The organism is Rhodococcus sp. 21391, assembly GCF_016772255.1.
GTDB classification, from domain to species: domain Bacteria; phylum Actinomycetota; class Actinomycetes; order Mycobacteriales; family Mycobacteriaceae; genus Rhodococcus_F; species Rhodococcus_F opacus.
This window is the reverse complement of the sequence record NZ_CP063781.1, coordinates 2545267-2560788: the sequence shown is the minus strand read 5'-3', so window position 1 is coordinate 2560788 and position 15522 is coordinate 2545267. Positions and strand designations below refer to the sequence as shown.

General features: G+C 65.3%; 11 protein-coding genes and 2 pseudogenes. 1 reads left to right on the top strand and 12 read right to left on the bottom strand.

The genetic code is table 11. The annotated features are described in order from the left end of the window. Positions 1 to 187: 187 nt before the first annotated feature. The 3 genes and pseudogenes from GO592_RS11985 to GO592_RS11975 form a co-directional block, all read right to left on the bottom strand. Positions 188 to 1558 (bottom strand): NAD-dependent succinate-semialdehyde dehydrogenase, encoded by a 1371-nt coding sequence (locus GO592_RS11985; protein WP_007299283.1) that lies wholly within the window; start codon positions 1556 to 1558, stop codon positions 188 to 190. Between the two features lie 18 nt (positions 1559 to 1576). Next, positions 1577 to 3208 carry a flavin-containing monooxygenase gene (locus GO592_RS11980; RefSeq protein WP_007299282.1) on the bottom strand — a complete coding sequence of 544 codons (1632 nt, stop codon included), beginning with the start codon at positions 3206 to 3208 and terminating at the stop codon, positions 1577 to 1579. 218 nt (positions 3209 to 3426) lie between these two features. Next, positions 3427 to 4859, bottom strand: a pseudogene (locus GO592_RS11975) (ISNCY family transposase). Positions 4860 to 5036: 177 nt separating this feature from the next. Here GO592_RS11975 and GO592_RS11970 point away from each other — a divergent pair. Continuing rightward, positions 5037 to 5462, top strand: a pseudogene (locus GO592_RS11970) (YciI family protein). A gap of 460 nt (positions 5463 to 5922) precedes the next feature. Here the strand turns inward: GO592_RS11970 and GO592_RS11965 are convergent. From GO592_RS11965 to GO592_RS11925, 9 genes are all read right to left on the bottom strand, one after another. Continuing rightward, a complete protein-coding gene (locus tag GO592_RS11965; protein ID WP_172650812.1) occupies positions 5923 to 6435 on the bottom strand; it encodes a hypothetical protein in 513 nt (170 codons plus the stop codon). Positions 6436 to 6823: 388 nt separating this feature from the next. Beyond that, on the bottom strand, positions 6824 to 7522 hold the full coding sequence (locus GO592_RS11960; RefSeq protein ID WP_007299280.1) for an IS6 family transposase: 699 nt from the start codon (positions 7520 to 7522) through the stop codon (positions 6824 to 6826). Between the two features lie 228 nt (positions 7523 to 7750). Then, entirely contained in the window at positions 7751 to 7900 is a 150-nt protein-coding gene (locus GO592_RS11955; protein WP_202715156.1) for a hypothetical protein, read from the bottom strand. A gap of 481 nt (positions 7901 to 8381) precedes the next feature. Continuing rightward, positions 8382 to 9185 carry an alpha/beta hydrolase gene (locus GO592_RS11950; RefSeq protein ID WP_007299279.1) on the bottom strand — a complete coding sequence of 268 codons (804 nt, stop codon included), beginning with the start codon at positions 9183 to 9185 and terminating at the stop codon, positions 8382 to 8384. A 713-nt stretch (positions 9186 to 9898) separates the two neighbouring features. Continuing rightward, positions 9899 to 10237 (bottom strand): hypothetical protein, encoded by a 339-nt coding sequence (locus GO592_RS11945; RefSeq protein WP_237720529.1) that lies wholly within the window; start codon positions 10235 to 10237, stop codon positions 9899 to 9901. A 5-nt stretch (positions 10238 to 10242) separates the two neighbouring features. Next, positions 10243 to 10494, bottom strand: coding sequence for a hypothetical protein (locus tag GO592_RS11940; RefSeq protein WP_007299277.1), 252 nt, complete (start codon positions 10492 to 10494; stop codon positions 10243 to 10245). A gap of 77 nt (positions 10495 to 10571) precedes the next feature. Beyond that, positions 10572 to 12572 carry a cutinase family protein gene (locus tag GO592_RS11935; protein ID WP_007299276.1) on the bottom strand — a complete coding sequence of 667 codons (2001 nt, stop codon included), beginning with the start codon at positions 12570 to 12572 and terminating at the stop codon, positions 10572 to 10574. A gap of 206 nt (positions 12573 to 12778) precedes the next feature. Further along, complete coding sequence (locus tag GO592_RS11930) at positions 12779 to 13576, bottom strand: hypothetical protein (RefSeq protein ID WP_007299275.1); 798 nt, start codon at positions 13574 to 13576, stop codon at positions 12779 to 12781. Beyond that, complete coding sequence (locus tag GO592_RS11925; protein WP_007299274.1) at positions 13576 to 15411, bottom strand: hypothetical protein; 1836 nt, start codon at positions 15409 to 15411, stop codon at positions 13576 to 13578. The genes GO592_RS11930 and GO592_RS11925 overlap by 1 nt, the downstream gene beginning before the upstream one ends. Between the last annotated feature and the right edge of the window lie 111 nt (positions 15412 to 15522).

Here is a 15522-nt window from a genome sequence, read left to right as displayed (position 1 = left end):
ACCGGCCGGGCGAACTTCAGTGTGCTAGGTCACAACCGGGCGGAGGTGTTCAGCTTTTGTACGTTTGCTCGACGGTGGGCGGGATGCCACAGGCCAGAAGGTCCCCGGGTGCGTCGAGCTGGGTGCCGGACCCGAAGTCCTGCGCACTCAGCTCAACACCACAGCCGTATTCGATGCGTCCACTCGGTCAGAACGACCGGATGAGCTTCTTGTTGGAGAACTCGTCGAGCCCGAACCGACCGAGTTCACGGCCGATCCCGGAACTCTTGACACCGCCGAACGGCAGGTCGGGAGCACTCTTGACGGTGGCGTTGATACCCACCATGCCGACGTCGAGACGGTCGACCACCTGTTGGGCCAGTTCGTCATCCTCGGTGAAGACCGCACTTCCCAGTCCGAACGGGGTGTCGTTGGCCAAGGCGATCGCCTCATCCACCGAGTCGACCTTGTGCAGCACAGCCACCGGGCCGAACAACTCTTCGTAGTAGGCCCGCATATCGGGGGTCACCGCCGAGAGCACCGTCGCCGGGTAGTACGCGCCAGGCCCGTTAGGCACCTTGCCGCCGAGGTGCACCACTGCGCCCTTGGCCACCGCGTCGTCGACCTGTTCGGCCACTTCGTCGCGTCCGGAGACCGAGGCCATTGGCCCAAGTTTGGTGTCGGACATCGTAGGGTCGCCCGCCGGCCAGCTGGTGGCCTCCGAAAGGAACTGCTCGACGAAGGCATTCCACAACGACGAATGGATGATGAAGCGCTTCGATGAGGTGCAGGTCTGGCCCGCATTCCAGAATCGGCCCGGCACCGCGGCGCCCACCGCGCGCGCGACGTCTGCACCCGGCAGGACCAGGAACGGATCTGAGCCGCCGAGTTCCAGGACACACTTCTTGAGGTTGCGTCCGGCGGCTTCCCCAACGGCTGTGCCGGCGCGTTCGGAACCGGTGAGGGACACCCCCTGGATCCTGGGATCATCCACCAGAGCCGAGGCTTGCGCACCTGAAATCAGCAGATTTTGGTAGACACCCGCCGGCGCGCCGGCCTCGGTGATGACCTGCTCGATCCGGATGGCCTGTTGTGGGCAGTTGCTCGCGTGTTTGAGCAATACGGTGTTGCCCAACAACAGGTTCGGAGCGATGAAGCGGGCAGCCTGGTACAGCGGAAAGTTCCACGGCATGATTCCCAGCAGCGGGCCGATCGGTGCGGTGCGCACTACCGCCCGACCCTCGCCTGCAATGTCGAGCTCCTCGTCGGCGATTAGGTCCGGACCGGTAGTGGCGTAGTACTCGAAAATGGACGCGGACAGTGCCACCTCCGCGAGTGCCTGACCGATTGGCTTGCCGACTTCCAGTGTCATGAGTTCGGCCAGTTCATCCGACTGGGCACGCAGCGCATCGGCCACCCGCTGCAGGACCGCACTACGAACGTCGATGCCGCCGTCGCGCCAGTGTTGGTAGGCGGTGGCCGATGCCGCCACCGCCTCACGAGCGGCGGCGTCGGCAACCGTGTTGAACTCTTGGATCAGTTCGCCCGTAGCAGGATTAATCGTGGTGTATTTCGCCATCGGTATCCCCTCTCTGGGTCAGGCCGGGTTCAGCACAGCGGACTTGCGGATGAAGTTGGGGTAACCGGCAGCGGTTTCGCCGACGAGGGTGCCTCGATACTCCTTAATGCCACCGAGATAGAACATCACCGTGCGCTTCTTGCCAGGGATATTGGCCCCGAAGATCCACGAATCGGCTTTCGGGAACAGCGTCTGGTCCGCGATTTCGGCGCAGGTCTCGGTCCACCGGTCCTCGACGTCGGCCTTCACATCAAGCCACTCCCCCGGACTACCGGCCAGCTCACCGATGGTCGTCGCGATCCACTCCACCTGGGTCTCGATGGAGGGCGGCTGATTGGTGAAGGGACCGTTGGGCCCGAGGATCATGAACATGTTAGGAAATCCACTGGTAGCCATGCCCAGGTAGCTGGTCGGCCCCTCTTTCCAGCTGTCGCCGAGCAACTGCCCGGCGAGGCCATGGATGGCGACGCGCCGGTAGTTGCCGTCTACCGCGTCGAATCCGGTGGCGCAGATCAGCACATCGAGCTCGTGCAGAGTTCCATCGGCGGTGAGGACGCCCTTGTCGGTCATCTCGACGATCGGGTTCTCACCGATGTGCACCATGCTGACGTTGGGCCGGTTGAAGACCTCGTAGTAGCCCGAGTCACACAGCGGCCGGCGTGCATACAGATCGTTCGGGGTGAGCTTGCGCGCGGTCTCGGGATCCTTGACAATCTCGGAGATTTTCCGGCGGATGAACTTCGCGGCTTCCTCGTTGGCATCAGGATTGGTGGCGATATCACAGAACGTCTCGAACATGAAGCGGAAGCCGCCACCCTCCTGCCACGCCTCCTCGAAGATACGCTCGCGCTCTTCTTCGGTGACGCTGAAGGTTTCGATCTGGCTCTCAACAAACCCCATGGCAACACTGGAATTGTGTACCTGGTCCCAGATGGACTCGAAGTTCTCCTTGTATGAGGCCAGTTTGTCCGCGGGCAGTTCGCGGTTTCCGGCAGGTACGGAGTACTGCGGCGTGCGCTGGAACGAAGTGAGGTGCCCGGCGACGGGCGCGGTGGCGGTGATTACCTGGCAGCCGGTGGAGCCGTTGCCGATGACACCGACGCGCTTTCCGGTGAGATCGGTGTCCTCAGGCCAGGCGCCGGTGTGCAGAACCTGGCCTTCGAAACGCTCGATCCCGGGGAAGGCGGGCATGTTGGTGGCCGACAGGAGACCCAGACCGTTGATCAGGAATCGGCCGCGCAGCGCGAAGCCGCGGTCGGTCTGCACGGTCCAGGTGCCGCTGGCTTCATCGAAGTTCGCACCGGTCATGGCGGTCTCGAGCAAGAAGTGCTCGCGCAGCCCATAACGGTCGACCACGCCGTTGAGGTACTCCAGGATGAGCGGTTGTCGCACATACTTGGTGGTCCAATTCGTGTCAACGTACAGGTCACGATCGAACGAGTACTGGTAGACAAAACTTTCCGAGTCCGACAGGGCGCCGGGATATTTGTTCCAGAACCACGTTCCGCCCACACCGGCCGCCTTGTCGATACACACCGCGTTGAGGCCAAGGTCGTTGCGCAGTTTGTGGAGCATGTAGATGCCGCCGAAGCCTGCACCGACGACGATGGCGTCGACATCACGGATCTCCGAACCGGAGGTTGCATTCATGGTGATTGCCCTTCGAGTTGGCACACACGGGGGTGTTGTGCACTTCACGTTTCAGGACAAGCGTGAGCCAATGCGTACGAGGTGAGGTGTTCGAATTTGTAACAGTGGTCACCGTAGCTTCTTCGACCTGAGAAACGAGGCGCCCCGGTGAGCATGATTCGGCTGTTCCCGGCCGGTCGGGATTGGGTTGGCCGCAAGTCCCCCCCGATCCGCGTCCTTCACGCTGCCAGGGTGCTGATCTTGACCAGGTTGTGCGCCAGGACTCCGTGGCCGACCCAGATCTTGGCGCCTTCGGTGCTGTCGATGCGGGTGCGGTCCCAGCCGTATCCACGTTTGAGCGCGCTGATTCTGCCTTCGACTCCGGTGCGCCACTTGATTGTTCGCCGGAACGCTGGGCGGTGTTCCTCGGCTCGCCGACCAGCTGAGGGTTTACCCTTGCGAGGGATGACGACGTTGCGCACGCCGAGGTCGCGGAGGTCCTCTTCGTCGGTTTTCTCGCCGTAGCCGCGGTCGGCGGTGACCGTGCGTGCCGGGCGCCCGGCGCGTGTGCGGACCCGATCCACAGCAGGGGCCAGTTGGGGTGCGTCGGCCGGGTTGCCGCGTTCGACGTTGTGGTCCACGATCACGCCGTCGTCGCCTTCGACGAGCTGAGCGTTGTGGCCGAACTCGACGGGCTTACCGAGCCGTCCCTTGGCGACGGGCCGGGCGTCGGGGTCGTGCAGGCTGACCCGCCGGGTCGCTCCGTCCGGGGTCTGCCCAGCCAGCCGCTGACGGGTCTGCGCGGTGATCTGCCGGGTCGCGGTGACCAGGTCGTCGATGGCGCGGGCCAGGCGTCCGCGCCGGCGGCCGGCGGCTGCGTCGTGCTCACCCTGGGCCTTCCGGGCTGTGGTATTGGCGCGTGCCCGGCGCAGCGCTTGTTTCGCGTTGGTCAGCAGCCGTTCGGCATCGGTGGCGGCGGTCTCGGCCAGGTCGGCCAGCTCCGAAGGTTGTGCGCCGGACCGCAGCCAGGGCCTCGTCACGTCCGGCGGCGCTGCGCGACCGCAGCTTGAAACCGATCGAGTGCGCCCGCTTACCCGCCGCACGGGACCGGTCCCGGACCGTGGTACGGGTCGCTCCACCGGCAGCCTGGATCCGCTTTCCGGTGGCCGCGATCCGCCGGATTGCCTTGGCCAACAAACCGGAGTCGGTGGGGTAGGACACATTGCTGGGCACCACGGTGGTGTCGGCCCGCAACTTGGTGGTGCGCAGCACCTTGGCCTCGGTGGCCTTGGCCAGCAGCGCCTCGTTCAGCCCGTCCACCGCCGCCGGGCCACAGCGGGTCGTCAGCTTCATCAACGTGGTCGGGTGCGCCACCGACCCGTCCAAGGGGATCAGGCAGAACCGCCGCCAGGTGATCGAGTCGCTCACCTCGCGGCACAGGCTCTCGTAGCCGAGTCGGTAGCGGAATTTGAGGAACATCAGCCGCAGGTAGATCTCCATCGGCGTCGACGGACGGCCGATCCGCGGGTCGAAGTACGCCCGCGAACGGTGCGAAGAACGCCGGACCACCCAGCAACGCGTCGATCCGAGCCAGCTCGTCAGGGAGCCGGAGCAACTCCTGCGGCAGCACCGACTCGAACAAGGACGGTTGATCGCCTACGGTACGGAACACGATGGCCTCGATCCCTTCTAGCCCAAGGGGTTGAGGCCATTCTCCCGTTCCAGGACTGGCTGATAACGCATCGAAGGAGCTAGGAAATGTCGCCGTGGGATGTCGAGAACCCTCGCGCGGCTTCGTCCCCGGAGTGAAACGGCCACAATTGGGCCGTATCGCACCAAGGAGAACACGGTGGCCAAGTACCTGCTGCTCGAGTACTACCGGGGCGCGCCCGCATCGGTCAACGACGTACCGATGGACCAGTGGACGCCGGCGGAGATCTCCGCCCACGTGCAGTACATGAACGACTTCGCCGCCCGGCTCGAAAGCACCGGCGAGTTCATCGACAGTCAGGCACTCTCCCCGGAGGGCACGTTCGTCCGCTACGACGGCGAGGGATGACCGCCGGTCACCGACGGCCCGTTCGCGGAGACCAAGGACCCGATCGCCGGCTGGATGGTGATCGACGTCGAGACCCACGAGCGGGCACTCGAGCTGGCCGGCGAGCTGTCCGCGGCCCCGGGTGCGGGTGGGAAACCGATCCACGAATGGCTCGAGGTGCGCCCGTTCCTGACCACCGCACCGACCACTACGGAATGCGGCTTTCACCACGGGTGATGACACGTCCCCTCCTCTGATCGCCGTGCCGGTCTCCCATCCGTCGAGGATGACGGCCCGACCTCGGATCGGGGCGCCGGTGGCTACCCCGAAACCCGAGCCCGCGGTGGAACCGCCGCCGGAACACGATGACGCCAAGCGGCCCGGCCTCCCCCGCACCCCGGCCCACCGAGGGCTGACCGCACGATCTGCGCAGTGACAACGCAATTCGTCCCGGGCGACGAGGTCCGGGTTGCGCGGAGGGCGTCGGTCACTCGGCGAGGGCGCTGATCTTGCCCAGGTTGTGGCGAGGATGCGGTCCAGCTCGTCGATGACCCGTGTGGTGCGCGCCGATCACCGGCGTGACCGTACTACCAACGGAAGGTCAATCGGTTCACCCCAATCGAGCCAGCCGCGGACTGATCAAGCACGGACCTCGGCCGCGTCGCGTGACCAAGCATCGACGGTTGCACGTCATGGTTCAGCCGGTTCCGAGGTCCTCTCGCGCCCGCACGAGGAAGTCTCCTACGAACTCCCCGGACTCTGCCATCATCCGATCGATCTCGTCGACCAAGCCCGGGCCGTCGCGCAGTAGACCGTCGGGGTCGGTCACGTCGCCGGAGCCTCCGAAGTTGTGAAGAATAAAGGGATTCAAGTGAACTCGGACGAAGGAGTCGTACGGGTGCATGAACTCGTCGAGTGTCGGCACGAGCTGCATACTCCCTACCAGGAAGACCATGTTGACGGTCTTGATTGCCGCCCCTCCCCTACCGGTGAGGTCATCGGTGGCCGCCCGGACAGTCTCCCGATCCGGCAGATTCCTCGTCAGCGTTCCCTCGAGGAACCCGAGTCCTTCGACATACTCGGCCACTCCTGTCATGAGATCGGCGTAGACCCGCTGCCGGTTCTCTCGCACTTCCGCGGCTGCGGCGGCGCTCTCCTTTCTCGCCAGCTCGTTTCTGCTGACATAGACAGCGGATCCGGCCGAGACCACGCTGGACACGATCGCCGCGCACAAGGCGGTGGCCAGTGCGTATCGGCCGGTGCGGGTCGCGACGCGGACGTCGTGTTCCAGGCTCGCGGTCGATGCCGGCGCCGATCCCGATGTGCCCGGGGTCGGCACCGGAGCAGCCGCGGGCCGAGCGTCCGGCTCGTTCTCGGACTCGGGGGTGCTGTCGGTATCCATCGCAGGCATCGATCCTCGTTTCGCCTGAGTTCAGCTGCTGGTGCGTATGTTCAGTGTCTTCGAGCGACCGGCCCCGGCGCAGGGTATTGGGGTACTCGAACCGAGTCGTCCGGGCACTGTCACGTTAGTTGAATAATACAGCAGCGCAGTTTATTTGGGGAATGACGCTACGGTAAGCCGCCGGGTCGTCCACTTTTCAGGCGGCGGAGTCGGTCGCTGTGACGTCCCGCCAGACCGCGAAACGGTCGGCCATCTCGGTACGCCATTCGGGCGCCGATAGTCTGTGCCGGTTGGGCCGGAAATGCGGTGAGATGCCCGAGAAGGCGGACAGGAATCGTTGCGCGTGCCCGGGTGATTTGAAGTGCTTCATCGCATGTTCTCGCTGCCTGGTGGGTTGATGCGAGTTCTCGGCTCGATTGTTCAAATACTTCGACCGGCGATGCTCGACCGAGGCCAGCATCTCGCGGTGCGCCACCTGGTAGCTGGCGAGCTTGTCGGTGATGATCACCCGCGGCATGTACCGCAGCCCCTTGAGCAGCTTGCGGAAGAACTTATTGGCTGCCTTCGCGTCTCGGCGGGACTGGACCAGCACGTCGAGCACGTTGCCGTCTTGGTCGACCGCCCGCCACAGGTAGTGCTGGGTGCCGTTGATCCGGATGAAGACCTCGTCGAGGTGCCATTTGTCACCGGGCCGGGCCCGCCGCCCGCGCAGCTGGTTGGCGTAGGCCTGCCCGAACTTGGCGCACCACCGCCGGATCGTCTCGTAGCTGACCGCGACACCGCGTTCGAGCATCATCTCCTCGACCTCACGGAAGCTGAGCGGGAACCGGAAATACAACCACACGCAGTGGTTGATGATCTCGACCGGGTAACGGTGGCCTTTGTACGATGGCATTGGGGTGGTCACGCCACATTCTCCCAGTTTGCCGCGTTCAACAACGTGACAGTGCCGACCCAGACGAGCCGGGGATCACTCGATTCCGCTGCGGCGTATACCCCTACTGCGATCTTGTCGTCCACTGGCGCAACCTATCGACCGGCGCGAGCGGCGCTGCGGACCTCTTTTACGTATCGCACGCCCCGGGGGTCGCCCAGACCGGATCCGGGACGGTGATCGCTGCCTTCACAGCTGGCGGTATGCCCGGCTACCTGGGCACCCCCACCACGCTGCTACCGGGCGCCGGCGTTTGGGGAGTTCCTTGACCCGACATCCGTCACGTCCCATCGGTTCGTCACGGGTGGCGGTGTCCAGGGCCACCTGTATCTCGCTCATCACCACACCCCGATTTCAATCAGCCAACGAAAGAACGGATTGAAAGGGGCAAGCCACTGGTAGATATCGGGATGGATGAAGTAGTTCCAATCCATCACACGCCTCCTTACGAAAGGTTTGGATCGGGCCGGTGGGTGTACACGTCGTCACGCAGGGTGCGCGACTGGTGCGAGACCGTCAGCGGGTTCTGTCCCGGTGCCCATGCCGACAATGTCACTGTTGCGAACCAAATGACCGCGTCATCGATTAATGGTCCACTCCAAGGTGTAAATGACGTACTCCTGGCCCTCCCGACCTGCATCAACTATCGCTGACGGTAGGAGCGCCGTTACCAGCGAAGCGGCCACACAGGCCGCTGAAATCGCGAGGGCAGCATGCTACCCAGCCCGCCGAGGAGGCAAAACGGGCTCAACGACTTTCTGCGGTCACCAGGGTCCGTTTTGGCCATCGCTATACCGGCCTCGAGAGTCGCCCGCTCGTTTCATTCGGGCGATTCCGGGGCCACAGACGGCAACTGGCGGAGCCAGCCATCGATCCGTTCGGCGACCCTCTCCCACCCCGGTTCGAGCAGCATGTGGTGCGCCATGTTCGGAAAGATCTCAGCCTCGGTGCCGTAGGCGCGCGCTGTTGCTCGCACCTCCTTTGGCGAGAAGGCATGGTCCTGATCGGCGCCGAGCACGAGCATCGGTGCTGTTACCCGCTTCGGTTTCGGCAGATTGAGGACCAGCATGTCGAGCATTGCCCGGTGACTGTCTTCCTGCAATAGGGCGAAGTAGCGCTCCACATCGGCTTCGGGCATCTGTGCTGAAAACATATGGTCGCGAGCCAGTTCCAGGGTGCCGACGAGACGGTACGGGCTGAGTGTGAGCGTTTCTGCGAGGAGCGCGCGTGGGTGCCGCCGCAGCGTTCTGAGCGTCGAACGCCAGATCCCACCGGAAGGAGCGGACCCCAGCAGTACGCCGGCCGGAGCACTGTGGGATTCCAAGTATTTCTGCACGATGAATCCGCCCATGGAGTGGCCGATGACCACCGGTCTCGATGGAAGTTCGTTGGCGACCGTGGCCACGTCGTCGACGTAGTCCGCGATCGTCACCCAGCGAAGTGGCTTGGGGCTGGGACTTCCGCCGTGGCCGCGCAGGCTCACCGCGAGTGCGTGGTGGCCTTTGCTTGCGAAGAAGTCGAGGAAGTGCTCGTCCCAACACCATGCTGCGTGCCACGTGCCGTGCACGAAGATCAATGATGGACCGCTCCCGTTGCGAGTACCCCGTTCGATTACCTCCAGCATCGCTGACTCCTCCGCGTTCAGAGCTGGCAGTTGCATCGTCGGTCACCAATCAGTGTGTCACCGCGCTAAGTCAGCAGGCGCCATCTAGCAAAAACCGGCTGTACGCCGTTCTCAGCTTCCGGGTTCGCTTTGGCCTTCCGCTCTACCGGAACACCCGAGGACAGCGCTCCACGGCGAACCTGTGGCTTGAATCGGCCGCGACCCGTTCGGTATAGATGTCCGCTCCAAAATTCCGGTATGCCGCGCTGGAGAACGAACGACGTGAGATGTCGGTCCATCCGACGATACTGCGAAACCGGCCCCGATTCCCGACGCCAGAAGATCTTAAAGTCGGCTACGCGCGGTGCTCGACCGCGAAACCGGACGTCGCCGGCCAAGCCCCTGGCTCGGCGTAGCAGACCCGCTCCAGCTCCTGCTACGACAGCGCACCGAAACCACCGTAGCCACCATCGGCGCTGTGTTACGGAGCATCGGACCGAGCGAACTCCACTGACGTTGCGCACCATCGCCTCACGGTGACCGTTGGACAGTCACGCGAGGACCGGGACCCGATCCGTGGCATACACAATTATCAGGTCGGTGATCGTGGGTTAATCGGCAGTATCGGGTGGTCGAACAGCAGCTCAGGCTGCGGCAAGACCACCACTGCGCTTGCAGTATATTATGCAGCACTAGCGCGGCGCGATAGGCCCTCTCGGGCGTGTTCTCTCTCATCACTCGCCCCTGTCGAGAAGGTCGAGCTGGACGCGGTTGCGGTGGCTGATTTCCCACCGGCCGGCTTCGAGGTCGTGAAGGAGGTCGCGGCACCGCTCATCGGTGCTCACGTCCGCGCTGTGCCCGATCACGTTGATCGGGCCGCGGATTCCGTTCCGCCAGTCGATAACCGTGTAGACGAACTCACCTTGGGTGGCGAAGTCGCGTTGGCGGGTGCAGATGACGAAGTGCTCCGAGAGTGCGCGGACGGTGTAGGGGCGGCGGGGTTCGATGCCGAAGCGGATCCGGGCGCCGGGGTCGAGTGGGATCGGGGTGGTGGGTGAGCCCTTGGCGTTCATCAGTGTCACCGCGCACTCCCGGCTGCGAACCTGCCTTCGGAGAGTGCCGTCCGCTGGCTATCGGCGAGCGTGTCGCGGTCGATGGCGCCGCGGCCCAGTCCCTCTGGCCGGAGCCCGACGTGGAAGCCGTCGCCGCCCCTTTCGTGGTGTGGGCAGGGGTAGATCGACAGTCCGCGGCGCTTTTCGTGATGGGTGCGGGCGGCGCGGGCATCCTTGCGTGTGAAGTAGGTGCGTTTGTCGCAGTGCGGGCAGGTCACCCAACAGGAGGTGGGGCGGTGTACTCGAGCGGCCAATTTTCCGGTGCTCCTATTCGGGCGAGGACGCGGTCGGATCGTCAGACGGCACGGGTGATCTGCAGGTTCAGCCAATCCGAGACCCACTGGATGGCGTTGCGGCCGGCGTTGTCGACGACCAGGTTCTGGTAGCTCTGGTGTGCCCCGGAGGCGAAGAAGCTGGCCGCGGTCAGGCCCTCCCCGACAACCTGGGCGAGATCCTCGGCCCCCTGCGAGCGCGCCATCGTCGACACCGACCCGGCGAGTCCTGCGAGGTCGAGGGCCTGCGTCGGCGTGGTGATCGCGTTCCCCACGGGATTGGCCTGCTTGCCGAGCAGCGCGGGGTCGGTCTTGCTGGCTTTGCCGGTGAGCATTTTCGCGGCCACCGAGGCGAGGTCGAGGCCGAGCGGGATCAGCGCCGCCGTCTGCGCCGCAGCACCCACCGGGTCGGGTAACACCCCGGGCGGGGGAAAGAGTTTGTCCGCGGCGGCCCACGCAATTTCCTGGGCTTGACCGGCGATGTTGGCCAGCTTGATCACATCGACATTGCCGAGAATGCTGGTGACCAGCGCCGCGATCTGGGTGTATCCGGACGGGTCCGGGATGATCGCGAGGATCCGGGAGACCCACTTCAAGTCGACACCGGCGACCATCTTCACCAGCGGCTCGAACTGCACGTTCAGCTCTCGTGCGGCATCGCGGGCGGCCCGGACATCGCCGGCGGCGATCTTCTGCGGGAGCACGATCAGGTTGTGCAGGATCTTCTGAATATCGAGGGCAGTGACGCCGGTGACGACGTTCAGGGCCTGGTCGACGACGACTTTCGGTTTGAGGACCGACAGCACACTCGAGGCGGAGGAGAGAGCATCTGCCGGGGTGGCGGCGACGGGTGCGATCTGGTCACCGAGTGATGCGGCGGTGCCCGCGAGTTGAGAGATTTCGGGTGCGGTGGCGGGCAGGATGGTGGTGCCGTTGTTCGCGAGTGTGGCTGCGGTGTTCGCGATCGTGGCCGCCGAGTCGAGTGCACCGGCCAGATTGGTTTGGCTGGCTGTGGTGAGGACCTGTGCGGCCGCGTGTTCCGGTGTGCCCACTGGGGCTGCGGCCAGGCCCGCGGTGGCGGTGGTGTTCGCGGCCCCGGACTGCAGCAGGTCGGCGAGTGAGCTGAGCGTCTTGCTCAGCGAGGTCGCGGTGTCGGCGACCTCGTTCATATCAACCGTCCCGCCGGGGTCGGTGCCGCGCAGTTGCTTTCCGAGCGCGTCGACATTCGATCCGAGACCGGTCAGGTCGGCGTCAGCGTCAGCGAAATCCGAGGTCAGCGCGTTGGCGACCGCCGCGTTACCACCATCGGTACCGGCGCCGGTGTTGCCGGGGGTCTTCGACAGGATCGACCCGAGCGATCCGAGGAACGGGTTGGTGCCCTTGCGGATCGAGCAATACAGGTCTTTCGGATCGCAGATCGAGGCGACCCGCCCCGACAGTGTGCCCATGCCCTGCGACCGGGGACCGGCGATCCCCTCCCCGGAGGTCTTCGGCCCCACCGTCGCGGCACCCTTCGTGCCGGCACCCGGGTCGGCGAGCAACGCCACACCGAGGACCTGGTCCGCCTCGACCGGGCCTTGATCGTTTCCGATCGCCGACGCGAGATCGCCTGCAGCGTCCGCACCCTGGGAGTATCCGGTGATCGTGATCTTCGTGCCCCGGCATGTGTCGGCCCAGGACTTCAGCACGGCGGTGGCCTTGTTGACCGCGTCGGTCTTGCTGTCGGCGTAGGTGTGGCCGTTGTCGAACGCGGACGCCATGTACGGCAGCGTGTAAGTCTGTGCGCGGGCACCGTTCTGTGCCTTGATCGCCTCCGCGACGGGGGCGAGCATGCCTACGGGCTGGTTCGGGTCGGCGTTCTCGTTGGTCTCCCACGTTCCGGGGATGAGCAGGTTGAATGTCGCCGCGCAGTTGGTCGGGGCGGCGTTGGCGATCGGGGGTGCGGTAAGAGCGACGCCGACGACGACGGTCGCAGTGGCGATCAGTGCGACCGTGCGACGGGTTCTCGAACGTCTGGCGGGCATTGGCACCTCGATTACCGGAAGGGACACTGATGCCTACCTTCACCCATTTCGGTGTTTCCCCTCAACGGGGTGTCGGGGTGCCCCCGCTCCTTTTTTGGGGCGCTGACCGGTGAGAATGGGCCGGAGTCGGGTGTTTTCACGTGCGATGCGACACGGGCCACCCGACCCGTGCCGCGGCGGGCTGGTGGGGGATGGTTCCCAGCGTTTTAGATCCAGTCGATGTGGACCGAGTCGATGTGGTCGAAGTGAAATCCGAACTGGTCGCTGTACTTGTCGAAGCCCTTGTTCTCCGGGTAGTCGAGGGTGGCGTGCCTCTCGAGCGGGGCGACGACCCGGGCGTGATCGTCATTCGCCAGCGCGGCGGCCAGTTCGCGGGACTCCTCACTGGTGAACGGTGTGTCCGAGTTCGCGAAATCCAGGGTGCGGACCCGGTAGTCGTAGCCCTCGTCGGCGCCGTTGCGGACCATGACACCGCCCTTGACCCGGATGACCGCCCTTTTGGGGGTTCCGTCCGGCCGCAACACTCCGGCACGTTTCATGATGTCCTGCGCCTTGACGTTCTTGAGTTTCTTGCTGGCGTCGGCACGCAACTCGTTCGTTTCACCGGACCGGTACCGGGACACTGCGGAGCGGGACCGCCCGATCTTCGCCGCCACGGCATCGACGCCACCGAGGCGTTCGATCGCCGCACGCCGCTGCGCACGCTCGAGAACGTCAGCATGCGGGATGCGGCCCTGCTGCGCCCACCGGCGCAACGTGCGCGCAGATGGGGGTGTGCGGCCGGCATCGATCGCCGCCTGACGCAGGCCCTCGTTTCCGAGCTCCTTCCGCAGCTGCTTGACCGAGACCTTGCTGGTCAGTCCGGCCAGTCCCCCACTTTTGACCTGCTTGGACTTTTCGACACCGCTGGTCGCGGCGTTGGCAACGGAGACCTCGAGGCCGTCGAGGCCGACCGCCTCCTGTGCCGGCTTCGTGGTCCGCGGCTTCGGGAGATGCAGGGCCATCAGAGATCTCCCTCAGAGAGCTCGTCGTCGGCGAAGGCCGCCTTGATCGCGAGGTTCACGTCGTGCACGTCCTGGGCCGACGTGAAGGCGGACAGGAGTGTGTCGGTGAGGACCACGTCCTTCTCGACCGACATCTTCCCCAGCGCCTCGCTCGGGTCGGCGATGTCCTCGCCATCGGCAAGGAGGTACACCCAGGAGTCGGTGACGGTGCGGATCGGCCAGCGGCTGTGTTCGTGGGCGATCCGCATCGCGACGCGGCGGCCGCGCCACCGGCAGTGCGCGATGATCGACGCGCGCCAGAGCGGTTGGTGGTGGTGGTGTTGCATTTGCTTCGCGGTCCACATGTCCGGGTTGACCATTCGCCCGATGTAGCCCTTGTAGCAGGAGCCGATGAACCGTTTCGTCGCTTCGTCGTCGGTGTCCACCGAGACCTTGCGGGCCTCGCGCAGGATCTTCGCCCACTTGTCCAAAACGCGACACTGTTGCGGGTAGACCCAGGCCTCGGTGATGTCCAGGTCGTCGAGGTCGGCGCCGATTCCTCCGTCCGCCACGGGTGAGCACAGTCCGTCGAGGCTCACGGAGGTGACCCACGTCTGCACCGGCTGGTCCGCCAGCATGTGGGGGTGCGGCAACGGGAGTTTCTCGGGCAGCGACAACGTCTGCCCGGGCGGCAACGTGATCCGCCACAGCCCGAACGGGGCACCCTTGTCCCCCACCGCCGCCACGGCCGCCGCCTGACCGGTCAGATGTTGGGGTTGCCCGTACCCGAATTCGAGCATCCCGGCCGAGGCCAGGTAGGCGGCGCGTTGGTCGATGGACACCAACCGGCTCGTCCCCTCGAGGTCCTGTTCGTCGGGGACCCGGGTCCAACCGACCGCGGGTTCGAGGTCTCCGCGCGGGGCGCCGTCCAGCGGTGGCACCGGGCCGGCGGTCGCCACCACAATGCCCTTGCCGGATCGGGTGCGTTCGCGCTTGATCTTGTCGACGATCGCAGCGCCGGTGCGCGCCGGCGTCGGCCCCGGGAGCACCCCGAGGTGTTTCGCGGACCACGCCAACCGTCGACCCAACTCACGCGCGGCCGGCAGGTCGTCGTCGGGGAGATACGTTCCCGCGGTGGGTGAGCCGAGAATGCCCATCTCGCCGACCCGGTTGTTCCAACCGAAGTCCTTGTTCCAGTACGTCCACACGTACGGCTCGATCACCACATCGACCATCGAAGTGAACTTGCCGATGCTGCGGGAAAGGTGCACCACATGCCCCGGATCGCCGCGCAATTCCCACCCCGCGCTCAGCATCGGCGTCAACGTCGCCTGCAGGACCGCGGTCAGGTCGGCGGCGGCGCGCGTGCGCAGCGCCTCCATGTCGTCGAAGTCGTCCTCGCTGCCCGGATCGATCACCCACCCCAACGCCTCACACGCGCCCTGGCCCACGATCCACACCTGCGGCGGAGCACCCAACGGCGTCAAGGCAGCCCAGCGAACCAGTTTGTCGAGCTTCTCCACCGAATCGACCGGACCGGTCAACTCACGACCGGACGGTGTGTACGTTCCCGCGGCGGTCACGATCAGCGCGTGCCCGTCGGCGTCCTCCCCCACCGGCAACGTCTCCCACACCGGCGTCGGCGTTGCGACCGGATCGGCGGCATCGTCGGCAACGCTGGTCTCCGTTGCGCCATAGTCCGATGCTGTTTCATCGTCGAGTTCCTGGGGTGCATCGTCGGCTTCTGTTGCGTCCGCAACGGGTGAGTGTTGCACCGCAACGGCGGAATCGGGAGAGGTCGGCGGGGTCGCCTCGGGCAGTCCGAACAGAGGAATCTGCTCCCACGGCCCGCTCATACATCCCGTCCTCGACGAGACGGACACACCGCCGCGGCCCGAGGGGTATCGGCTGCCGGCGGGGCTCCCAGCGGTGGAGAACGCTCGGGTTCGGCTCGTCGCTGCCCCGAA

Coding starts and splice junctions, on each gene's coding strand:
- GO592_RS11985 (WP_007299283.1), bottom strand. CDS start 1,558: ATGGCGAAATACACCACGATTAATCCTGCTACGGGCGAACTGATCCAA.
- GO592_RS11980 (WP_007299282.1), bottom strand. CDS start 3,208: ATGAATGCAACCTCCGGTTCGGAGATCCGTGATGTCGACGCCATCGTC.
- GO592_RS11960 (WP_007299280.1), bottom strand. CDS start 7,522: ATGCCATCGTACAAAGGCCACCGTTACCCGGTCGAGATCATCAACCAC.
- GO592_RS11955 (WP_202715156.1), bottom strand. CDS start 7,900: ATGAGCGAGATACAGGTGGCCCTGGACACCGCCACCCGTGACGAACCG.
- GO592_RS11950 (WP_007299279.1), bottom strand. CDS start 9,185: ATGCTGGAGGTAATCGAACGGGGTACTCGCAACGGGAGCGGTCCATCA.
- GO592_RS11945 (WP_237720529.1), bottom strand. CDS start 10,237: ATGAACGCCAAGGGCTCACCCACCACCCCGATCCCACTCGACCCCGGC.
- GO592_RS11935 (WP_007299276.1), bottom strand. CDS start 12,572: ATGCCCGCCAGACGTTCGAGAACCCGTCGCACGGTCGCACTGATCGCC.
- GO592_RS11930 (WP_007299275.1), bottom strand. CDS start 13,576: ATGGCCCTGCATCTCCCGAAGCCGCGGACCACGAAGCCGGCACAGGAG.
- GO592_RS11925 (WP_007299274.1), bottom strand. CDS start 15,411: ATGAGCGGGCCGTGGGAGCAGATTCCTCTGTTCGGACTGCCCGAGGCG.